The following is a 20,816-nucleotide window of genomic DNA, read 5'->3' as shown; positions in this document are numbered from 1 at the left end:
ATCCACAGACCGTGACAATCGCGTCACCTCAACGCCCCGCGCTTGCAACAACTCGCTCAGCGCGCGCCCAATTCCACCAGATGCACCTATGATTAAAGCGGTTTCCATGACTTCAGAGCTAGAAGGAAACCAAGTCCCTTCAACAGCTCAATCAATTTCAACTAGGGTTCATTTTCCCGCTTTTCATTCGCCATGCGCCCTGTATAAGCTGAAGCCCATGATCAACCGCGCAGATATCGCTTTTGCGGACGCCGCATCCTGCGGTGCATCGCTGCGTGGTCTACTGATCCTAATCCGCCTCTGAGCGTGCCATCCGGCGCGCCCGCTCAGAGGAGGACGCCCGCGCGCCAAGAGGCTTTAGGACAGAAGAAGAAAGAGAACCCCATGACAAACGTGACCGACCAAGACCGCGTCGTGATCTTCGACACCACATTGCGCGATGGCGAGCAAAGCCCGGGCGCGACTATGACTCACGATGAAAAGCTGGAGATTGCCGAGCTTTTGGATGAGATGGGCGTCGATATCATTGAAGCAGGATTTCCGATCGCATCGGAAGGCGACTTCAAGGCAGTATCCGAGATCGCCGAACGGTCGAAGAACAGCCGCATCTGCGGTCTGGCCCGCGCCAATTTTGCCGATATAGACCGCTGTTGGGAGGCCGTGAAACACGCCGAGAAGAACCGGATTCATACATTCATCGGCACCTCGCCGCTGCATCGCGCCATCCCGAACCTGACGATGGATGAGATGGCCGACAAGATCCACGAAACGGTCACCCATGCGCGCAACCTGTGCGAAAACGTGCAATGGTCGCCGATGGATGCAACGCGGACCGAGTGGGATTATCTGTGCCGCGTAATCGAGATTGCGATCAAAGCGGGTGCGACCACAATCAACATTCCCGATACTGTCGGCTACACCGCCCCGGTCGAGTCTGCCGACCTGATCAAGCGCCTGATCGAAACGGTTCCCGGCGCAGATGAGGTGGTCTTTGCAACGCATTGCCATAACGACCTTGGCATGGCGACCGCGAACTCTCTGGCCGCAGTCGCGGGTGGGGCGCGCCAAATCGAATGCACCATCAACGGTCTCGGAGAGCGCGCGGGCAACACCGCGTTGGAAGAAGTTGTTATGGCGTTGCGCACCCGTAACGACATCATGCCTTGGCACACCGGCATCGACACCACCAAGATCATGCATATCTCGCGCAGGGTGGCGACGGTGGCGGGCTTTCCTGTCCAGTTCAACAAGGCCATTGTGGGTAAAAATGCTTTCGCCCATGAAAGCGGTATTCACCAAGACGGAATGCTGAAAAACCGCGAGAATTTTGAGATCATGCGGCCCGAGGATATTGGTCTTTCAGGCACGTCATTGCCGCTGGGCAAGCACTCGGGCCGGGCTGCACTGCGCGACAAGCTTGAGACGCTGGGTTTTGAGGTCGGAGACAACCAGCTCAAGGATATATTTGTGCGCTTCAAGGATCTTGCAGATCGCAAGAAAGAGGTGTTTGACGACGATCTGATCGCCTTGATGTCGCTGGACGACGACGACGATCGTTTGCAATTGGTGTCAATGAAAGTGACCTGTGGTACAGGTGGTCAGGCTGAATCGACGGTAGAGCTTGAGTTCGATGGCAAAGATGTTATCGCCACCGAGCATGGCGACGGACCGGTGGACGCGACTTTCAAAGCGATCCGAGCGATTTACCCGAACAAGGCGCATCTGCAGCTGTATCAGGTTCACGCAGTGACCGAAGGTACAGACGCGCAAGCCACGGTTTCGGTCCGGTTGGAAGAGGATGGCATGATTGCCACCGGTCAGTCAGCAAATACGGATACCGTTGTTGCCTCGGCCAAAGCTTATATCCACGCGCTGAATCGCCTGATCATGCGTCGTGAAAAAGCTGGCCCTGGTGCCGATACACGCGAAATCAGCTACAAAGACTTAACCTGATCCAAGGGTCAAAGGCTCCCGCACCCGCGGTGGCTCGACTTCGCCAACCCTTCTTGGGTTTTGGGTCCGGCAGCGTGCCTATGGCGCGCTTCCGGGCCCAACGCGTTTGAGAGCATCTTTGATGCAGGCGAACAGGACGGGTGTTTTCCCTGTCTAATTCATGCGTTTCAGAGTTGAGCGAACATCTCCGTCAGGCGGCGCGTTTCGTCTTCAATTCCAAAGGGTGCATTCAATATGAACATGCCTGATCCAACCATACGATGACCTTCACGCGCTGGAGCGAACGTGACCTCATGGCAAATCGTTTTGGGATATCCGGCGGATTTCAGTGATGAAATCATAGCCTTGTGGCGCGCATCCGTCAGGATTGGATACCAGAGTGCGATCACCCCCACATTCCACTTGCGATGCAATTTCGCGATCACCCCAGGCAACCGGTCATAGTCTGCCTTCACTTCATAGCTGGGATCGATCAGCATCATCCCTCGCCGGGGCGTCGGTGGCAGCAGAGATTGCGCAAGTTCGAAGCCGTCTTGCCGGTAAACCTTCGCCCTGTACGGCGACAGTGTAGTAGTCAGTGCCGCATGTTCCTGAGGATGCAATTCAGCAAGGTGCAAACTGTCCTGTTCTCTCAGCAGATTTGCCGCGATCAATGGGGAACCGGGATAAGCAGGCGTGCCATATCGGGCCTGCATGGCCCCCAGCACCTGCATCATTGGGTGATCAGGATCAAACCAACCCTCACGCTGCGCACGCGCGATCCCGGCAGCCGCTTCTCCCGTCCGGACTGCTTCAGCCGCGTCAAGTGCATACAGACCACGCCCCGAATGCGTCTCGATATAACTGATCGGCTTGTCCTTTTGGGTCAGATACCGCAGCGTCCACGCCAATAAAGCGTGCTTTTGTACATCAGCCAGATTTCCAGCGTGGTAAATATGTTGATATGAGAGCATTTTGCCTTCTAAAGTCCCTACCAATAAGGCGGAAAGGTGCTGACTATCGTGGAATCAGCCCTTTAACCGGACGAGTTGGCACCCTATAAGGCATCCGTCCCGGAACCGTCGAGTCGCGGGCAGTGGAAATTCGGACAAACGGGATCAGGGAAATATGGGCATCTTTGGCACTCTGGGCGGCCTGTTCACAGCGGACATGGCTATAGACCTCGGAACAGCGAACACGCTTGTTTACGTCAAAGGGCGCGGTGTGATCCTGTCCGAACCGTCGGTTGTTGCCTACCACGTCAAGGATGGCGTGAAGAAGGTTCTGGCCGTCGGCGAGGATGCCAAATTGATGCTGGGCCGAACCCCGGGTTCGATCGAAGCGATCCGCCCGATGCGCGAGGGCGTCATCGCTGACTTTGACACCGCTGAAGAGATGATCAAACACTTTATCCGCAAAGTGCACAAACGCTCAACTTTCTCGAAACCCAAGATCATCGTTTGTGTCCCCCATGGCGCGACACCCGTTGAAAAACGCGCAATCCGTCAATCGGTTCTATCTGCAGGCGCGCGACGCGCGGGCCTGATTGCAGAACCGATTGCAGCCGCGATCGGTGCGGGCATGCCGATCACCGACCCGACCGGCAACATGGTCGTTGATATCGGCGGTGGCACCACTGAAGTGGCGGTTCTGTCACTGGGTGACATCGTTTATGCTCGTTCGGTCCGCGTGGGTGGTGACCGCATGGACGAGGCAATCATCTCGTATCTGCGTCGCCAGCAGAACCTGTTGGTCGGTGAATCGACCGCTGAGCGCATCAAGACCACAATCGGCACTGCGCGGATGCCCGATGATGGGCGTGGGCAGTCGATGCATATCCGAGGCCGCGATCTGTTGAACGGCGTGCCTAAGGAAATCGAGATCAGCCAGGCTCAGGTGGCCGAAGCACTGTCCGAGCCCGTTCAGGCGATCTGCGAGGCGGTGATGACCGCGCTGGAAACCACACCGCCCGATCTGGCGGCTGATATCGTCGACCGCGGCGTCATGCTGACCGGTGGCGGTGCGCTATTGGGCGATTTGGATCTGGCTCTCCGCGAACAGACCGGGCTGGCCGTGTCAATCGCTGATGAAAGCCTGAATTGTGTGGCTTTGGGCACCGGCAAAGCGCTGGAATACGAAAAACAACTGCGCCACGCGATTGACTACGAAAGCTAAGGCGCGCACCCTTAGGGTGCGAAAACTCGGGCACGAGCAGCACGGGAAGGTAACCTGTGGCAAAGGACCGATCACAGCGCGACGAATACACGACACCCCTGCGCCGATTGCTTGTGGGGATCGTTGTTTTATGCCTGCTGGGTATCTTCTTGGTCTGGCGCATCGACAGCCCGCGTGTCGAACGTTTCCGTGCTCAGGTGGTAGACACTGTTGTACCTTCGATGGAGTGGGCGATGGTGCCGGTTACCGCGTTGATCAACCTGTCGCGTGATTTCCAAAGCTACCAGCGCCTTAGCGAACAAAACCAGGAACTACGCAGCGAATTACGCCTGATGCGCGCCTGGAAAGAGGCCGCATTACAGCTGGAGCAGGAAAACGCCCGCCTGCTGGATTTGAATAATGTACGCCTCGATCCGCGACTGACCTACGTTACCGGCGTCGTAATGGCTGATAGCGGATCACCCTTCCGGCAATCAGTTCTGCTGAATGTCGGCGAGCGAGATGGTATCGTGGATGGCTGGGCTACGATGGACGGGATTGGCGTGGTCGGGCGCATCTCGGGAGTTGGTTCCGATACTTCGCGCGTGATCCTGTTGACCGATGCCTCAAGCGCAATCCCCGCCACCATACAACCATCGGGTCAGACTGCATTGATTACCGGTGATAATACCTCTGCACCCGCTGTCGAATTTCTCGAAAACCGGGAACTGGTTCGACCCGGCGACCGTGTTGTGACATCCGGCGATGGGGGAGTATTCCCCGGCGGCCTGTTGATTGGGCAGATCAGCGTTGATCCGGGCGGCAGGTTACGCGTACGACTTTCCGCCGATTTCGAGCGTCTCGAATTCTTGCGTGTTCTACGCTATCAGTCCGCACCACCAATTAGCGATTCAGGAGACATAGTCGGTCCGCGCCAGCCCGAAGCAGCTTTGACCACACAAGGGGTCAACGATGGATAAGTCGGTCTCCTCTCTTTGGGCTAAACGCAGCTTGTATGTCGCCTTGGCGATAATAGTGATGTTCCTGCACTTGTTGCCGCTGGACACGAAACCTGATCGGCTACCGTTTCCAGATATCATGATCGCGCTTACCTATGCGTGGGTATTGCGGCGACCCGAATACGTTCCAATCCTGACGATTGCCGTCGTCATGTTCATGGCTGATTTGTTGTTACAGCGCCCGCCCGGTCTGCTGGCTGCATTGGTGGTGTTAGGGGCGGCCTATCTCCATTCCGCCTCCTTTGGCATGAAAGATTTGGGATTTATAGGCGAATGGACGACTGTCGGAGCCGTAATCACAGTTGTTTTTGTACTTAACCGCCTCCTTCTTGCTATCCTGTCAGTGCAACAGGCGTCATTGGGGCCAGTGGTAGTGCAAGTAGTACTGACAATCGCAATCTATCCCTTAATGGTCCTGATGAGCCAAAGTGCCTTTGGTGTGCGACGAAAATCGGTCGCGGACAGCACAATGCCCCGAGTGCGGTCATGAAACAGAGAAAACCAAAACCTCAGGGTCTGGCTTACAAGCGGCTACCGCGCCGCGCCTTGATTTTAGGTGGATTGCAAGCGGCCTTTGTTGGTGGCCTCGCTGCCCGAATGCGGTTCATGCAGGTTGATCAGGCTGATGAGTATCGCTTGCTGGCCGAAGAAAACCGCATCAATATTCGCCTGATTCCACCAACCCGGGGCCGGATCTACGACCGAAACGGGCAAATCATTGGGCAAAACTCACCGTCTTATCGCATCGTCATCGTGCGTGAGGATGCCGGCGACATCGACAAGGTCATTTCCAAGCTCTCGGAGCTGATCCCGCTGACCGCAGATGAAATTGAGCGTGCCAAAACGGAAATGCGTCGCTCTGCCCCGTTCTTGCCTGTTACATTGGCTGACCAAGTAACGTGGGAGGATATCTCAAAAGTTGCCGTCAACGCTCCGGCCTTGCCTGGTGTCACTCCCGAGGTAGGCTCAACGCGCCAATACCCGCGCTACGAGGATTTCGCCCATGTCGTCGGTTATGTGGGCCCGGTCAGCGATTATGATCTGAGTCAGATCGAGGACCCCGAACCGGTTCTGCGTATCCCACGGTTCCAGATTGGCAAGGTTGGTTTAGAAGCCAAGCAGGAAATCAGCTTGCGCGGCAAGGCTGGCGCAAAACGGGTCGAGGTCAATGCCACAGGCCGCGTCATGCGTGAACTGGACCGGCAAGAGGGTCTTGCCGGGGCCGATCTGCAATTATCTGTTGATGCCGATCTTCAGCAGTATGCTCAGGCCCGTCTGGCTGGCGAAAGTGCCGCAGCCGTCGTGATGGACTGCGAAACTGGCGACATCCGCGCCATCAGCTCGGCCCCGAGCTTCGATCCGAACTTGTTCGTGCGCGGCATCTCAGTGGCCGACTATCGCACTTTGACGAACGACAAATACCGCCCGCTGGCCAACAAAACGGTACAGGGCACCTATCCACCGGGATCAACCTTCAAGATGGTCACTGCCATGGCCGCGCTGGAGGCCGGAGTAATCAGCCCCTCCAACACGGTGTACTGCCCCGGTCACATGAAAGTCGGCAGCCGCCGCTTCCACTGCTGGAAACGCGGAGGGCACGGGTCAGTTGACCTTGAAACATCGCTGAAGCGTAGCTGCGATGTATTCTACTATGACGTGGCAATCCGCGTTGGGATCGACAAGATTTCCGAGATGGCAAACACTTTCGGGTTGGGTATCAAACATGACATCCCGATGTCTGCGGTAGCTGCGGGGCTTGCCCCTAATCAGGAATGGAAGCAACGCATCCACGGGCAGGACTGGCTGGTGGGTGACACCGCGAATGCCTCGATCGGTCAGGGTTTCATGCTCGCATCACCACTCCAACTGGCAGTCATGACTGCACGACTGGCGACCGGTCGTGCGGTAAAACCACGGCTGGTGCGCTCGGTTGACGGGATCGAGCAGCCCTCGGGAGCAGGCGAACCGCTGGCCGTTAATCGCAACAATCTTGAGCAAGTGCGCAAGGCAATGTTCTCGGTCTCGAATAATCGGCGCGGCACGGCATACCGCAGTCGGATCATCGCTGATGAGTTTCGCATGGCCGGTAAGACGGGTACGAGTCAGGTGCGCAACATCACCAAAGCCGAGCGCGCCGCCGGGGTAATCCGCAACGAAGACCTGCCGTGGGAGCGTCGGGACCACGCGCTGTTCGTAAGCTTCGCACCCTACGACAATCCGAAATACGCAGTGGCCGTGGTGGTGGAACATGGCGGCGGCGGCTCCAAAGCAGCCGCACCGGTGGCGCGCGACATCATGCTACAGGCACTTTACAACGGCACTCCACCGCTCGAAGCCTACCCAGCTGGTGACCGCGAGCGTATCAAGGAACAACAAAAGCGACTTGAGGGGGATCGCCGCCCCAAAGCGCGTCCTGATGAAAAGGACCGCGCATGAGTTATCTTGAATATGCCGTCAAATCCACGCCTTCGGGCTTCCGCAAGTTCCTCTATATGAACTGGCCGCTGACGCTGCTTTTGATCAGCGTCGCCAGCGCCGGGTTCCTGATGCTGTATTCGGTGGCGGGCGGGTCTTGGATGCCATGGGCCGAACCTCAGATGGAGCGTTTCGGCCTGGGGCTGGCGGCAATGTTCATCGTCGCCATCGTTCCGATCTGGTTCTGGCGCAATATGTCGGTCGTGGCCTATCTGGGATCCATCGGATTGCTGATCGTAGTGGAACTGTTCGGTACCATCGGCATGGGCGCGCAGCGCTGGATTGATCTGGGGTTCATGCGGCTCCAGCCTTCCGAGGTCATGAAAGTCGCGTTGGTGATGGTCCTCGCTGCCTATTACGATTGGCTGCCTGCCCATAAAACCTCGCGACCGTTGTGGGTGATTTTCCCGGTCCTTCTGATCCTGATTCCGACATTTATGGTTCTGAAACAACCCGATCTCGGCACATCAATCCTGCTGCTTGCCGCTGGCGGAGGTCTTATGTTTCTGGCCGGTGTCCATTGGGCCTATTTCGCCGCCGTCATCGCGGCGGGGGTTGGACTGATTGCCACGGTGTTCAACAGCCGAGGGACGGAATGGCAACTGCTCAAAGACTACCAGTTCCGACGAATCGACACCTTCCTCGATCCTTCCACCGACCCGCTCGGGGCGGGATACCACATCACGCAGTCGAAGATCGCGCTTGGGTCAGGCGGCTGGAACGGGCGCGGCTTTATGCAGGGCACGCAGTCACGCCTTAATTTTCTACCCGAAAAACACACCGACTTCATCTTCACCACTCTAGCGGAAGAGTTCGGCTTTGTCGGTGGCATAACCCTGCTGATCCTATACGGCCTGATCCTGATCTTCTGTATGGTCACTGCCCTGTCGACCAAGGATCGGTTCTCGTCGCTGGTAACGCTGGGCATTGCGCTAAACTTCTTCCTGTTCTTCGCCGTCAACATGTCGATGGTGATGGGGCTTGCCCCGGTTGTTGGCGTGCCTCTGCCAATGGTCAGTTATGGCGGTTCTGCCATGCTGGTCCTGATGGCCGCCTTTGGCATTGTCCAAAGCGCTCATATCCACCGCCCCCGCTGAAAGGTTCCCCATGCCCGTGAATATCCTGTTTTCCGCGCGCCCTGAGTTGTGGCCAGAGTATGAGCCTCTGATGCGCCAATACCTGACCGACGCGGGGCTGGATTTTCACTTAGCCAAAGACATCCCAGCAGATCAGGTTGACTACATCGTCTATGCCCCGAACGGAGGGGTACAGGATTTCACTCCCTTCTCGCAGCTCAAAGCGGTGCTGAGCCTCTGGGCAGGGGTTGAGAAGATCTCGGGCAATGAAACCCTCACAGTTCCGCTGGCGCGGATGGTCGATGGTGGATTGACGCAGGGCATGACCGAATGGGTGGTTGGGCACGTACTGCGCTATCACCTTGGCATGGACTGTCACATCACGCAGCAGGATGGCACGTGGACACCGGATGCTCCGCCGCTGGCCTCTCAGCGCACGGTCTGCATATTGGGATTGGGCGCATTGGGTGAGGCCGCGGCCCTCGCTCTGGCCGCATTGAATTTTCATGTCATCGGCTGGAGCCGTACCGCAAAAGATATCCCCGGAGTGACCTGCCTGCACGGGCAGGATGGGTTGCGAGAAGCGCTGTCGCAGGCAGAAATCGTTGTGCTCCTGTTGCCCGATACACCTGCCACCGAAAACATCTTGAATGCAGACACGCTCGCCCTGCTTCCCAAAGGCGCACAGATCGTTAATCCGGGGCGTGGGCCTTTGATTGATGACGACGCCTTGCTGCATGCGCTGAATTCGGGACAGATCGGACATGCCACACTGGATGTATTCCGGATCGAACCGCTCCCAGTCAACCATCCGTACTGGGTGCATCCTAATGTAACTGTCACACCGCACATTGCCTCGGAAACGCGCCCCGTCACAGCAGCACAGGTGATATGCGAAAACATCCGACGAGGTGAGGCAGGAGAGCCCTTCCTGCACCTCGTCGATAGAGACCTCGGTTACTAGGCAGCAATCAAACCGCGACCCTTAAGCAAGGCTTCGACGCCTGGCAGGCGGCCACGGAAGGCCAGATAGAGATCTTCAGCCTCGCGTGATCCGCCCGTAGACAGGATATTGTCCTCCAACGATTTGGCACGCTCTGGATCGAACGCCCCGCCTGCTTCTTCGAAGGCGGCGAAGGCATCCGCGTCCATAACCTCGGACCACATATAGCTGTAATAGCCCGAGCTATAGCCGTCGCCCGCGAAGACGTGGGCGAAATGCGGGGTGGCATGGCGCATGCCAATAGCAGAAGGCATCCCAATTTCCGCAAGAACCTCGGCCTGTTTGTCCATCGGATCAGCGGGCGCTGCCCCATCGTGGAACGCCAGATCAACCAGCGCCGAGGCAACATATTCCACAGTCTGAAAGCCTTGATCGAAATTGGCCGCTTTCAGAACCTTTTTTAGCATTTCCTGCGGTATCGGCTCACCGGTATCCGCGTGCGTGGCAAACTCGGCCAATACCTCCGGCACTTCCAGCCAGTGTTCGTAAAGCTGGCTGGGCAACTCGACAAAATCACGCGCCACTGAGGTGCCAGAAATGCTTTCATAGGTCACATTGGACAACATCTGGTGCAGGGCGTGGCCGAATTCGTGGAACAGTGTTCGCGCATCGTCATAAGACAGCAGCGCCGGGTCACCCTTGGCGAAGTTGCACACATTGATAACGACAGGCGCCTGTACCTTCGGAAACTTTGCCTGCCCCCGCATTGCGCTGCACCATGCGCCTGATCGTTTCGATCCACGTGCAAAGTAGTCTCCGATGAAGACCGCAACATGTTCGCCGTTCCGGGTTACCTCCCACGCACGACAATCAGGATGGTAGAGAGGCACATCCAACGGAGCAAATTCCAGCCCGAACAGACGATTGGCGCAGGCAAACGAGGCTTCAATCATCCGATCCAGTTGCAGATAGGGCTTCAGCGCCGCCTCATCCAGATCATGTTCGGCTTTGCGCCGTTTCTCGGCATAGTAGCGCCAATCCCATGCTTCCAACGGGCCGTTGATGCCGTCCTCTTGCATCATTTGTGTCAACTCATCGGCGTCTGCATCTGCTCGCTTTATTGCAGGTTCCCAGACCTGCATGAGAAGGTCGCGCACCCGATCAGGTGTCCGTGCCATCTCGGTTTCCAGCTTGTATTCGGCAAAGCTGTCATAGCCGAGCAGCTTGGCGCGTTCTTCGCGCAGTTTCAGGATTTCGGTAGCAATCTCGCGATTATCAGTCTCACCGCCATTCGCGCCGCGCGCCGTCCATGCACGATAAGCTTTTTCTCTCAAATCGCGGCGAGGTGAAAACTGCAAAAACGGCACAATCAGCGATCGCGACAGAGTCACCACAGGCTCATCCGCGCCCTTTTCCTGTCCGGCTGCCCGGGCTGTATCGACGACAAAACCGGGCAATCCCTGCACGTCTTCTTCGGCGAGTTCCATGAACCAATCCCGTTCATCCGCCAACAGATTCTGCGTGAAAGACGTGCCCAATGAGGCCAGACGGGCCTTGAGCTCTTGCATCCTCGCATCGTCATCGCCGGTCAACGCGGCCCCAGCCCGCACGAATCCTCGATGGGATAACATCAGAACGCGCGCCTGTTCGTCGGTCAGTCCCAATTCGTCGCGCCGATCCCACAGATCAGCCACCCGCTGAAATAGGGATTTGTTCGAAGAAATGCGTGAGTAATGTGCTGCGAGTTTCGGTGAAAACGCGCGTTGGAGTTCCTCGCGCTTGGGGTTGCTGTCAGCGCCTGCGACGGTGAAGAACACCGACAAGACTTTGTCCATCTGCTCTCCGGCGGCTTCAAGTGCTTCAATCGTATTGGCGAAAGTCGGCGTGTCTTGATTTGCCGCAATCGCATCGATCTCAGCATCATGCACTTGCATCGCCTGCTCCAGCGCAGGAGTGAAATCATCATCCGAGATCGTCGCAAATGGGGCAATTTCGAAGGGCGTATTCCAGTCGGACAGGATCGGGTTGGTCATTGAGGTCTCCTTTGACCTCATAGCTAAGACCGCCCGACGCAATGATCCAGAGCTAGTCTGAACTTTGAGCTCCTGACCCGCAAATCGGACAATCTTCGCGGTGCGCCAATGTGATCTTGCGGCTTTCGCCGTAAAGCGCGTCGTAGATTAACATCTCACCCCGCAACGCCTGCCCGGCACCGGTGATCACCTTGATCGCCTCAACCGCCATCATCGAGCCGACGACGCCTGGCAACGGCCCGATTACGCCTGCCTCGGCACAAGAGGGTGCCAGACCAGGGGCCGGGGCTTCGGGAAATATACACTGATAGCACGGACCGGAAGTGGCTGGGTCGAACACGCTCAATTGCCCTTCCCATTGCGACAACGCTCCCGAGATCAACGGCTTGCCCAGCGCCACAGCCGTCCGGTTGGTCAGATAGCGGGTGTCGAAATTGTCGGTGCCGTCAAGGATCAGATCGAAATCAGCGAACAGTTCGGCAGCAATCTCTTCAGTCAGGCGGCGATGATAGGGCAGAACCACGACATTGGGGTTCTGCGCCACCATGGCTTGCTGGGCTGAAAACACCTTGGGCATCCCGATATCCGCATCACGGTGGATCACCTGCCGCTGCAAGTTCGCATTCTCGACCGCGTCATCATCGATCACGCCAATGGTGCCAACTCCGACGGCAGCGAGATATTGCAAAGCGGGTGCGCCGAGGCCCCCGGCCCCGATCACCAACACGCGCGCCTGTTTCATCCGCTTTTGCCCCGGGCCACCAAGTTCACGCAAAACGATATGGCGGGCATAGCGTTCAAGTTCGGTTTCGCTGAACTGATCGGATGACATGGCAGGTTCCGTGGTTGGGCTGGACGCAGCGCGACTACGTAACGCCTTGATGCCCCGCCCATAAAGCAGAGCTAGCAGAACCACGCCAGAGAGGATCAGCCACATCGCTGCAGACCCGCCAGTTGCCTCACGCAACGGATTTCCCTCCGGCAGCACAAGTTGAGCAATGATCACCCCCGTTAGCAGAGCGCCAACAGAAACCAGACGCGCGGCGCGCGACACACCGGCGATATATCCAACGCCCCATAGCGCGGCAGCCAGGATCAGAACCAGAAGCATCAGCCCCGCCCGGTCGAGCCGAAACCGCCTGCGCCACGGTCGGTCTCACTCAGAACCTCTGCGTCCTGGAATATGGCCTGAACCACAGGTGCAACAATCAGTTGCGCGATGCGCTCTCCATGGGTGATTTCGAAAGGCTCCTGCCCCGCATTCAGCACAATCACCCCCAACGGGCCGCGATAATCGCTGTCGATCGTACCCGGGGTATTCGGCAAGGTGATCCCGTGTTTAAGCGCAAGGCCCGAGCGGGGCCTCACCTGAACTTCGAAACCAAGCGGGATCTCGATCCTAAGGCCCGTTGGCACAAGGGTGCGCTCACCTGGAGCTAATATTATTGGCGTACCATTTGGCAAGTTGGCCCGTACATCCGCACCAGCCGCACCAGATGTTTCATAAGAGGGTAACGGCACCGAATGATCAGCCCCTTCCTCTCGGATCACACGAATTGCCACCATCACTGCACCTCAGATTTCAACGACTACTATTTGGTCAGCGCACCAGCGATCTTAACCGCCAACCGCTTTGCCACTTCGTCTTTACCCATGCGCGGCCATTCTTCGGCACCCTCTTCCGAAATCACGATCACGGCATTTTCGGACCCGCCCATGATGCCCGTCGCGGGACTGACATCGTTCGCAACAATCCAGTCACAGCCCTTACGGGCGCGTTTTGCAGTGGCATGTTCGATCACATTGTCCGTCTCAGCCGCAAAACCCACCACCAACAGGGGTCGGCCATCTTCCATATGAGCAATGCGCTTCAGGATGTCAGGGTTCTCGGCGAACTCAAGTGCAGGCAGGCCATCGCGACTTTTCTTTAGCTTCTTGTCCGAGGCGCTGGATACCCGCCAATCGGCCACAGCGGCTGCGAATACACCAGCATCAACAGGAAGCGCAGCGTCCACCGCATCTGACATCTGCTGCGCCGTCTCAACCTGTACAACATTCACCCTTTCAGGGGGCGAAACGTCAGCCGGACCTGTAACAAAAATAACCTCAGCCCCCAGCGCTGCCAGTGCACGCGCCACAGCCGTGCCCTGTGCACCTGACGAGCGGTTTGCGATGTAACGCACAGGATCAATCGGTTCATATGTCGGGCCCGAAGTCACCAAAATACGCTTACCAGTCAATGGGCCGGCCGAAAATTGCGCTTCAATCGAAGCAACAATCTCCAGCGGTTCCGACATGCGGCCCGGGCCATATTCTCCGCAGGCCATGTCACCCTCGTTCGGGCCGACAAATCGCACTCCATCGGCTTCAAGTTGCGAGAAGTTGCGTTGGGTCGCTGGATGCTCCCACATGCGAACATTCATCGCGGGTGCACACAGAACGGGTGTATCGGTTGCCATCAACAGCGTTGAGGCCAAATCATTCGCCAAGCCACCTGCCATCTTGCCCATCAGATCAGCGGTCGCGGGCGCAACCACGACCAGATCTGCCGAACGCGACAGTTGGATATGACCCATCTCGGCTTCGTCGGTCAGATCAAAAAGGTCCCTGTAAACCTTCTCACCGGCCAATGCGGATACGGAAAGGGGAGTCACGAACTCCTCCGCGGCGCGCGTTAATACAGGCGTCACTGCGGCACCGCGTTCACGCAGCCGCCGGATCAGATCCAGCGATTTATAGGCGGCGATCCCACCACCAATAATCAGCAGAATGCGTTTGGATGACAGCATGTTTTGCCCTTCCCGTCCCGGTCGGCCCTGACATTAGGCAACGCCGCCGGTCAGTTCCAGCGGTTAATTCTGTGCCTCGAAGGCCTCGCAGGGATCTTCACGTTCTGCAGTAGGGCTATCAATCACGGCGTCGAAGTCTCCGTCAATCAGCCCATCCTCAGATTGCCCGAGCACAAAGACTTTGAGTCCGGGCCGCAAGCGCGTCAAAAAAGTTGGTATTCCGCGATCTTTGCGTGCATGGCCGTTGCCCGTGATCACTGCAATCGGCCCGCCCGTTTCATCCGCGGCCCGCAATATGGCACGCGTTAGCACCGCGTCCCGCAAACGCTGAATTGCAACCATCTGCCGCAAGGCCTCGGCAGGCAAAGCATCGCAATGGGCCGCAAGTTGATCTGCCTCACGCGCGGCCTGATCATCGTCAGGCAAGGGTACTGTCAGCCCATATCTGGCCGCGTCCGCCCCTAAAGTGGTCGCTGCTCCGCGCTCCATAGCTGCACGCGCGGCAGCTCGAGGCACCATCGCGCCGTAAACGGGCACATTGGCCGCGCGAAAAACCGGGTAATACATGCTGAGTGGGGGCCAACCAGACTCGGCCCAGCGCAGAATTCTGGACAGCTCTTCAGGATTACTCGCCGCTTTCTGCGCCAGTCGCTGTGCGCCTTCTTCGGTCACCATTTCCCAAACAACCGCAGATGGCGCAATTGCTGCAACCGCTTCGGCCTGCACGAGATGATGTCGCGGGTTGTCATGTATTTCACCCAGAATAACGACGTCTGCCGATTGCATATCGTCCAAGACATCCTGAGGTATAAGTTCATCGGCGCTGCCCGGCTGAGATAGTGCGGCGAGCAACACAAAAGCTGTAAGAATCGCAAGTGCTTTCATGCGAAGAAGTGTTGCACCTCGCGCGATTGAGCTTCAAGGTTCTTGCGCATTTTTATGAAGGCTGCTGCCTCGAGCTGACGCACACGTTCTTTCGACAGACCAAGCTCCTGACCGAGGCTTTCCAAAGTCCGAGCGGGTTCGCGCAACTTTCGTTCGCGGACGATGAATCTCTCACGCTCGTTCAAAGCCTGCATGGCCGTAACCAACCATTCGCGCAATTGCTGCCTATCATGATTGTTCTCGACCGCTTCGGCGGCTTGTTCACTGTCATCTTCCAACGCATCTATCCACTCGCGCCCATCTTCATCCGCCGACTGAATCGCATTCAGTGAGAAATCGGACCCGGCGAGCCGCCCTTCCATCATCTCGACGTCACGCAACGGTACACCGATTTCAGCCGCGATCATCTGGTGCAACTGGTGGCGATCCAAATCCATGCCTTCGGTCGCCGCTTCACGTTCAAGACGCGCCTGAACCCTTCGCATATTGAAGAAGAGAGATTTCTGGGAAGAAGTCGAACCGGTGCGCACCATTGACCAGTTACGCATCACATAGTCCTGAATGCTCGCCTTAATCCACCACACCGCATAGGTTGAAAAGCGAACGCCCCGGTCCGGATCAAACTTGTCGGCGGCTTTCATCAAACCCAGTCCCGCCTCTTGAATCAGATCATTCATCGGCGCGCCGTAGCGTTTGAATTTGGCTGCCATAGAAATTGCCAACCGCATATAGGCCGTGATCAGGCGGTGCAGAGCTTTCTCATCGCGTTCATCGCGCCAGGCATAGGCCAGCTTCAACTCTGTCTCTGCGTCCAGCAATTCGGCCTTCATTGCCTGCCGGGACATCGAAAAATCATGTGCGTTATCAAGTGCCATGCAAATCTCCCTTTTTCACAGGCGATTGGCCGGGCTTGCTTTGCCGACTCAGGGTCGATACGCAGGGCAAAACCGGTTGGATCACCAGAAAGGTAATAAAAGTGCATGCCGATTTAACCTTTATCTTGGGCGGCGCGGCATCCGGAAAATCCCTTTTTGCGGAACAAACTGTTGTTTCTACAGGTAAAAATCGCATTTACCTCGCAACATCACAAGTGTTTGATGACGAGATGCGCCTAAAAATCAGGCAACATATTGCACAACGAGGCAGCGGGTGGACGACGATTGAAGCACCATTCGATCTGACACCAGAACTCGCAAAGCTGACGCGGGATCAGGTTTGCCTGATCGACTGTGCAACCATGTGGCTGACCAACCACCTGCTCGCTGAGAGCAATCTTAACGAAGCGCAAACCAAACTGCTGAACGCGTTGAAAACCTGTGCAGCGCAAATCGTTATCGTCTCGAACGAAGTCGGCCACGGCATCGTGCCTGACAATGCGCTGTCCCGTCGGTTCCGCGAGGCACAGGGGCGCCTGAACATAGCACTTGCTGCACAGGCGGATCGGGTGGTGCAGGTCACGGCCGGGCTACCATTGGTTCTAAAGGGACCACCCCTGTGACCCGGCTACATTTGGTACGGCACGGCCCGACACATGCCAAAACCATGGTAGGCTGGTCCGATCTGCCCGCTGACTTGAGCGATCACGCTGCAATCGGCCGTCTCGAAACGCACCTTCCCTCCAATGCCGTCGTGATTTCATCGGATTTGTCACGCGCCGCCGACACGGCCAGTGCAATTCAAGGCACACGCCAGCGTCTGCCGCACCATGCCGATCTTCGCGAAATCAATTTTGGCACATGGGAGTTGCGCCCATTTGCAGAGATCGAGGCTGAAGACCCCGAGCTTTGCTTTGCATACTGGGACAATCCCGGAGATGTCAGACCCCCAGATGGGGAAAGCTGGAATGAAGTCCGCGCGCGGGTCGATGCGGTAGTTGATACCTTGATTGCCGACAATTCAGGACGCGATTTGGTAGTGGTCGCTCATTTCGGCGTAATCCTGACTCAAATCCAACGTGCCTTGGACGTGGATGCGCAAGAGGCGTTCAGTCACCGAATCGATAATCTTTCGGTTACCGAGATTACACGCCTCGAAGCTGGCTGGTCGGTGGGGCGGATCAATCACCGACCGTGATAGGACTGCGCACAAATCACTGATTTACGAACGCGCATCGACCCTGCATCGTTGGCGCATGACCCATGACCTCTTTATCGGCGACCGGTTGTTTTCAAGCTGGTCCTTGCGCGGATGGCTGATGCTCGAAAAATTCGGCCTGCCCTACCGCACCCACATGATTGGCCTCTACTCCGGGACGATGGCAGCGGATATGAAGCCACTGGCACCAGCACGTCTGGTACCAGCATTGCGGCTACCCGATGGAACTGTGGTCGGTGAAAGCCTCGCCATGGCAGAGACTTTGGCCGAACATCACCCTGACGCCGGACTTTGGCCAACAAAGCCGACAGCTCGTGCAACGGCCCGGTGGCTTTGTACTGAAATGGTCGCCGGATTCACAGCACTGCGGGGGCAATGCCCCATGCAGTTGAAATATCGCTGGGAAGGCTTCACCCCTTCTAAAGATACGCTGGCGGATCTGCAGCGGATCGAAACCCTCTGGGCCCATGCTCGGAGTATTTCGAGCGCCGAGTCGGGCCCTCTGTTTGGCGCATACTCGTTGGCTGATGTCTTCTATACTCCGGTTGCAGCACGAATTATCGGCTACGATTTACCCGTGTCTGAGGCCAATCGCACCTACTGCATGGACCTGCTTTCAGACATTTCCGTTCGGCAATGGCGCGCCATGGGCATGACCGTCGAGTATGATCCCTTTCCCTATCCACAAAACCTTACCGCCCATAACTGGCCGATTGGCGAGAACTCGAAAGCGGCAACCGTCAGTACCGGCCCATCCATTAACTCCGCCTGTCCCTACTCCGGAAAACCGGTGAGGGATTACTTAGAACTCGAAGGTAAGGTTTGGGGCTTTTGCAACCCGTTTTGCCGGGACAAAACTGTTGCCGACCCTGGGGCTTGGCCGAATTTTACGGCGATGATCGGCGGCGTTAACGATTCCTAAACCGCAGACGTGGCAGCAACGTCCTGTTAACCAAAAAACAGGATTGCCATGGTCGCCCGCGCCCACACCGTCGCTTTTCAAGGGGTCGATGCCCGCCCGGTCGAAGTGCAATGCGCCGTTTCACCGGGTCTTCCAGCGTTTTCCATCGTTGGCTTACCGGACAAGGCAGTTTCTGAGGCGCGGGATCGGGTGCGCAGCGCACTGAGCGCGATGTCCATCGCACTGCCCTCGAAACGGATCACCATCAACCTGTCGCCCGCCGATTTGCCCAAAGAAGGTAGCCATTTCGACCTGCCTATCGCAGTTGCGTTGCTTACTGCGCTAGAGATCATTCCTGCGGACGCCGCCGAGGGCGCTGTTGCTTTGGGCGAATTGTCGTTGGACGGCTCGCTTGTTCCGGTTGTCGGAGCGTTGCCCGCCGCCATGACGGCTGCCGCTGAAGATCGTAGCTTGCTTTGCCCCAGCGCCTCTAGCTCGGAAGCCGCTTGGGTAGATGCCACGCAAGTGATCGGTGCTGGCTCATTAGGAGATGTGGTGCGGCACTTCACCGGCCAATCCGCGTTGCCCGCCGCGACGCCGGGCGAGGTCAGTCTTTCGCCCAGCGCGAGTGATTTGCGAGACGTAAAAGGGCAGGAACGCGCTAAACGGGCCTTGGAAATCGCCGCCGCGGGGCGGCATCACCTGATCATGATCGGGACGCCGGGTTCGGGCAAATCCATGCTGGCGGCGCGCTTGCCAGGAATTTTGCCACCGCTGACGCCGGTCGAAGCGCTGGAAACTTCGATGATCCAATCGCTTTGTGGGTTGTTGGACGAAGGCGGCATCAGCCGTGCCAGACCGTTTCGAGAGCCGCATCACACCGCCTCAATGGCGGCTATCGTCGGTGGGGGGAAAGGTGCAAAACCCGGTGAAATCTCATTGGCGCATAACGGCGTTCTTTTCATGGACGAGTTTCCCGAATTCCCGCGCACCGTTCTGGAAACCTTGCGACAACCGATTGAGACCGGCGAAGTCATGGTCGCCCGCGCCAACGCCCATGTGAAATACCCATGCAGGTTCATGCTGGTGGCCGCTGCCAACCCCTGCAAATGTGGATACCTGACTGATCCGTCCCGTGCCTGCTCGCGCGCACCGGTTTGTGGCGAGGATTATCTGGGCCGCATCTCAGGGCCACTAATGGACCGGTTCGACCTGCGTATCGAAGTACCCCCTGTAGGTTTTACCGATCTCGATTTGCCACCTTCGGGCGATAGTTCAGCCGCTGTGGCTGCGCGCGTTGAAGCCGCGCGCGCTGTTCAAGCTGACCGGTTTCGCGACACCCCCGAGACCCGTCAAAACGCGGATGTTCAAGGCAACCTATTGGAAGAAATCGCCGCGCCAGATTCCGAAGGCAAGGAGTTGCTTCTAAAAGCTGCCGAGCGTTTCGGCCTTTCGGCCCGCGCCTTCCACCGTATCCTGCGGGTCGCCCGCACCATCGCCGATCTCGATGGAGAGCCGGACGTGCGCCGCCCCCATGTCGCCGAGGCGCTGAGCTTTCGCATCAGCGCAAAGGCAGGGGCTTAAAACTTGGCCTCAATCGCCTGCCAGATTTTTTCGGCGATATTCAAACCGTTGAACCGCTCAAGCTCCTGAATGCCGGTGGGTGACGTGACATTGATCTCGGTCAGGTAGTCGCCAATCACATCGATTCCGACAAAGATCTGTCCACGTTCTTTCAACAACGGCCCAATTGCAGCGCAGATTTCCATATCGCGATCAGTCAGGCCAATTTTCTCAGGGCGCCCACCCACATGCATGTTCGAGCGGGTTTCACCCTCGGCTGGAACGCGGTTGATGGCCCCCACCGGCTCGCCATCCACGAGGATGACACGTTTGTCGCCGTTTCTTACATCCGGCAAAAACTTCTGTGCAATCAACGGCTCACGCGAGAAACCCGTGAACAACTCATGCAGCGATGTCAGGTTGCGATCATTCACATCAAGGCGGAACACACCAGCGCCCCCATTGCCATAGAGCGGCTTGAGGATGATATCGCCGTGTTTCTCTTTGAACACTTTGATGGTGTGCAGATCCCGCGCAATTGTGGTGGGCGGCGTCAGTTCAGGAAAATCCAAAACCAGCAGCTTTTCCGGATAGTTTCGCACCCAAAACGGGTCATTCACCACCAAGGTCTGCCCCCGGAGACGGTCCAGCAAATGGGTCGAAGTGATGTAGTGCATGTCGAACGGAGGGTCTTGCCGCAACCAGACCACATCGAAATCAGCTAGATCCACTTCGCGTTCTGGCCCCAGAACAGCCGGGTCGCCAGCGACCCTTTGCACTGTCATGTCGTGCCCGCGCGCAGTAACTTTGCCCTCCTGATACGCCAATTGATCCGGGCCATAGAAAAAAAGCTGATGGCCGCGGGCCTGAGCCTCTTCTGCCAAACGAAACGAGCTGTCGGCATTGATATCCACGGCCCCGATCGGGTCCATCTGAAAGGCGATTTTCATGG

General features: G+C 57.3%; 20 protein-coding genes. 11 read left to right on the top strand and 9 right to left on the bottom strand.

Translation table 11 applies throughout. From position 1 onward, the window contains the following. A partial coding sequence (locus G7G_RS24750) for an NAD-dependent epimerase/dehydratase family protein (RefSeq protein ID WP_139056626.1) occupies positions 1 to 108 on the bottom strand: 108 nt, incomplete at its 3' end. A 276-nt stretch (positions 109 to 384) separates the two neighbouring features. Here G7G_RS24750 and G7G_RS0118215 point away from each other — a divergent pair. After that, positions 385 to 1,953, top strand: a complete 1,569-nt coding sequence (locus G7G_RS0118215; protein ID WP_010442890.1) for a 2-isopropylmalate synthase — start codon at positions 385 to 387, stop codon at positions 1,951 to 1,953. Positions 1,954 to 2,120: 167 nt separating this feature from the next. Here the strand turns inward: G7G_RS0118215 and G7G_RS0118210 are convergent, their stop codons facing one another. Next, positions 2,121 to 2,906 carry a 23S rRNA (adenine(2030)-N(6))-methyltransferase RlmJ gene (locus G7G_RS0118210; RefSeq protein WP_010442889.1) on the bottom strand — a complete coding sequence of 262 codons (786 nt, stop codon included), beginning with the start codon at positions 2,904 to 2,906 and terminating at the stop codon, positions 2,121 to 2,123. 154 nt (positions 2,907 to 3,060) lie between these two features. Here G7G_RS0118210 and G7G_RS0118205 point away from each other — a divergent pair, with 154 nt between their 5' ends. From G7G_RS0118205 to G7G_RS0118180, 6 genes are read left to right on the top strand one after another with little or no spacing between them, the layout of a single operon-like run. Next, positions 3,061 to 4,107 (top strand): rod shape-determining protein, encoded by a 1,047-nt coding sequence (locus G7G_RS0118205; protein ID WP_010442888.1) that lies wholly within the window; start codon positions 3,061 to 3,063, stop codon positions 4,105 to 4,107. Between the two features lie 56 nt (positions 4,108 to 4,163). Then, positions 4,164 to 5,066, top strand: coding sequence for a rod shape-determining protein MreC (gene mreC / locus G7G_RS0118200; protein WP_010442887.1), 903 nt, complete (start codon positions 4,164 to 4,166; stop codon positions 5,064 to 5,066). Beyond that, a complete protein-coding gene (locus G7G_RS0118195) occupies positions 5,059 to 5,595 on the top strand; it encodes a hypothetical protein (RefSeq protein WP_010442886.1) in 537 nt (178 codons plus the stop codon). Before mreC ends, G7G_RS0118195 begins: the two co-directional genes overlap by 8 nt. Next, entirely contained in the window at positions 5,592 to 7,541 is a 1,950-nt protein-coding gene (gene mrdA, locus G7G_RS0118190) for a penicillin-binding protein 2 (protein WP_010442885.1), read from the top strand. The genes G7G_RS0118195 and mrdA overlap by 4 nt, the downstream gene beginning before the upstream one ends. After that, on the top strand, positions 7,538 to 8,677 hold the full coding sequence (gene rodA / locus G7G_RS0118185) for a rod shape-determining protein RodA (RefSeq protein ID WP_010442884.1): 1,140 nt from the start codon (positions 7,538 to 7,540) through the stop codon (positions 8,675 to 8,677). The genes mrdA and rodA overlap by 4 nt, the downstream gene beginning before the upstream one ends. A 10-nt stretch (positions 8,678 to 8,687) precedes the next feature. Beyond that, positions 8,688 to 9,620 (top strand): 2-hydroxyacid dehydrogenase, encoded by a 933-nt coding sequence (locus G7G_RS0118180; protein ID WP_010442883.1) that lies wholly within the window; start codon positions 8,688 to 8,690, stop codon positions 9,618 to 9,620. Here the strand turns inward: G7G_RS0118180 and G7G_RS0118175 are convergent. The 6 genes from G7G_RS0118175 to G7G_RS0118150 form a co-directional block, all read right to left on the bottom strand. Continuing rightward, entirely contained in the window at positions 9,617 to 11,632 is a 2,016-nt protein-coding gene (locus G7G_RS0118175) for a M3 family metallopeptidase (protein WP_010442882.1), read from the bottom strand. The two genes, G7G_RS0118180 and G7G_RS0118175, sit on opposite strands and share 4 nt — an antisense overlap. A gap of 52 nt (positions 11,633 to 11,684) precedes the next feature. Beyond that, a complete protein-coding gene (locus G7G_RS0118170) occupies positions 11,685 to 12,743 on the bottom strand; it encodes a HesA/MoeB/ThiF family protein (RefSeq protein WP_010442881.1) in 1,059 nt (352 codons plus the stop codon). Continuing rightward, positions 12,743 to 13,198: a dUTP diphosphatase gene (gene dut / locus G7G_RS0118165; RefSeq protein ID WP_010442880.1), complete on the bottom strand. Its 456-nt coding sequence runs from the start codon at positions 13,196 to 13,198 to the stop codon at positions 12,743 to 12,745. The genes G7G_RS0118170 and dut overlap by 1 nt, the downstream gene beginning before the upstream one ends. 26 nt (positions 13,199 to 13,224) lie before the next feature. Beyond that, the gene (coaBC, locus tag G7G_RS0118160) at positions 13,225 to 14,421 is read right to left on the bottom strand and encodes a bifunctional phosphopantothenoylcysteine decarboxylase/phosphopantothenate--cysteine ligase CoaBC (RefSeq protein WP_010442879.1); all 1,197 of its coding nucleotides are present in this window, start codon (positions 14,419 to 14,421) and stop codon (positions 13,225 to 13,227) included. A 63-nt stretch (positions 14,422 to 14,484) separates the two neighbouring features. Next, entirely contained in the window at positions 14,485 to 15,306 is an 822-nt protein-coding gene (locus G7G_RS0118155; protein WP_010442878.1) for a ChaN family lipoprotein, read from the bottom strand. After that, positions 15,303 to 16,181 (bottom strand): RNA polymerase factor sigma-32, encoded by an 879-nt coding sequence (locus tag G7G_RS0118150; RefSeq protein ID WP_010442877.1) that lies wholly within the window; start codon positions 16,179 to 16,181, stop codon positions 15,303 to 15,305. The genes G7G_RS0118155 and G7G_RS0118150 overlap by 4 nt, the downstream gene beginning before the upstream one ends. Positions 16,182 to 16,282: 101 nt before the next feature. Here G7G_RS0118150 and cobU point away from each other — a divergent pair, with 101 nt between their 5' ends. From cobU to G7G_RS0118130, 4 genes are read left to right on the top strand one after another with little or no spacing between them, the layout of a single operon-like run. Next, on the top strand, positions 16,283 to 16,804 hold the full coding sequence (cobU, locus tag G7G_RS0118145; RefSeq protein WP_010442876.1) for a bifunctional adenosylcobinamide kinase/adenosylcobinamide-phosphate guanylyltransferase: 522 nt from the start codon (positions 16,283 to 16,285) through the stop codon (positions 16,802 to 16,804). After that, positions 16,801 to 17,379 carry a histidine phosphatase family protein gene (locus G7G_RS0118140; RefSeq protein ID WP_010442875.1) on the top strand — a complete coding sequence of 193 codons (579 nt, stop codon included), beginning with the start codon at positions 16,801 to 16,803 and terminating at the stop codon, positions 17,377 to 17,379. The genes cobU and G7G_RS0118140 overlap by 4 nt, the downstream gene beginning before the upstream one ends. Positions 17,380 to 17,437: 58 nt before the next feature. Continuing rightward, positions 17,438 to 18,322 (top strand): glutathione S-transferase, encoded by an 885-nt coding sequence (locus tag G7G_RS0118135; protein ID WP_010442874.1) that lies wholly within the window; start codon positions 17,438 to 17,440, stop codon positions 18,320 to 18,322. A gap of 48 nt (positions 18,323 to 18,370) precedes the next feature. Further along, positions 18,371 to 19,885: a YifB family Mg chelatase-like AAA ATPase gene (locus tag G7G_RS0118130; protein WP_010442873.1), complete on the top strand. Its 1,515-nt coding sequence runs from the start codon at positions 18,371 to 18,373 to the stop codon at positions 19,883 to 19,885. On the opposite strand, the gene gshB is transcribed toward G7G_RS0118130, so the two are convergent. Further along, complete coding sequence (gene gshB, locus G7G_RS0118125; protein ID WP_010442872.1) at positions 19,882 to 20,814, bottom strand: glutathione synthase; 933 nt, start codon at positions 20,812 to 20,814, stop codon at positions 19,882 to 19,884. The two genes, G7G_RS0118130 and gshB, sit on opposite strands and share 4 nt — an antisense overlap. Between the last annotated feature and the right edge of the window lie 2 nt (positions 20,815 to 20,816).

The organism is Ruegeria conchae (assembly GCF_000192475.1).
Taxonomy (GTDB): Bacteria; Pseudomonadota; Alphaproteobacteria; order Rhodobacterales; family Rhodobacteraceae; genus Ruegeria; species Ruegeria conchae.
The sequence above is the reverse complement of the archived record's forward strand: the minus strand, read 5'-3'. Positions and strand labels throughout refer to the sequence as shown.

What these genes read in the sequence shown, in the direction of transcription:
- G7G_RS0118215 (WP_010442890.1), top strand. Translation starts at nt 385, where the DNA reads ATGACAAACGTGACCGACCAAGACCGCGTCGTGATCTTCGACACCACA.
- G7G_RS0118210 (WP_010442889.1), bottom strand. Translation starts at nt 2,906, where the DNA reads ATGCTCTCATATCAACATATTTACCACGCTGGAAATCTGGCTGATGTA.
- G7G_RS0118205 (WP_010442888.1), top strand. Translation starts at nt 3,061, where the DNA reads ATGGGCATCTTTGGCACTCTGGGCGGCCTGTTCACAGCGGACATGGCT.
- G7G_RS0118195 (WP_010442886.1), top strand. Translation starts at nt 5,059, where the DNA reads ATGGATAAGTCGGTCTCCTCTCTTTGGGCTAAACGCAGCTTGTATGTC.
- mrdA (WP_010442885.1), top strand. Translation starts at nt 5,592, where the DNA reads ATGAAACAGAGAAAACCAAAACCTCAGGGTCTGGCTTACAAGCGGCTA.
- rodA (WP_010442884.1), top strand. Translation starts at nt 7,538, where the DNA reads ATGAGTTATCTTGAATATGCCGTCAAATCCACGCCTTCGGGCTTCCGC.
- G7G_RS0118180 (WP_010442883.1), top strand. Translation starts at nt 8,688, where the DNA reads ATGCCCGTGAATATCCTGTTTTCCGCGCGCCCTGAGTTGTGGCCAGAG.
- G7G_RS0118175 (WP_010442882.1), bottom strand. Translation starts at nt 11,632, where the DNA reads ATGACCAACCCGATCCTGTCCGACTGGAATACGCCCTTCGAAATTGCC.
- G7G_RS0118170 (WP_010442881.1), bottom strand. Translation starts at nt 12,743, where the DNA reads ATGCTTCTGGTTCTGATCCTGGCTGCCGCGCTATGGGGCGTTGGATAT.
- dut (WP_010442880.1), bottom strand. Translation starts at nt 13,198, where the DNA reads ATGGTGGCAATTCGTGTGATCCGAGAGGAAGGGGCTGATCATTCGGTG.
- coaBC (WP_010442879.1), bottom strand. Translation starts at nt 14,421, where the DNA reads ATGCTGTCATCCAAACGCATTCTGCTGATTATTGGTGGTGGGATCGCC.
- G7G_RS0118155 (WP_010442878.1), bottom strand. Translation starts at nt 15,306, where the DNA reads ATGAAAGCACTTGCGATTCTTACAGCTTTTGTGTTGCTCGCCGCACTA.
- G7G_RS0118150 (WP_010442877.1), bottom strand. Translation starts at nt 16,181, where the DNA reads ATGGCACTTGATAACGCACATGATTTTTCGATGTCCCGGCAGGCAATG.
- G7G_RS0118135 (WP_010442874.1), top strand. Translation starts at nt 17,438, where the DNA reads ATGACCCATGACCTCTTTATCGGCGACCGGTTGTTTTCAAGCTGGTCC.
- G7G_RS0118130 (WP_010442873.1), top strand. Translation starts at nt 18,371, where the DNA reads ATGGTCGCCCGCGCCCACACCGTCGCTTTTCAAGGGGTCGATGCCCGC.
- gshB (WP_010442872.1), bottom strand. Translation starts at nt 20,814, where the DNA reads ATGAAAATCGCCTTTCAGATGGACCCGATCGGGGCCGTGGATATCAAT.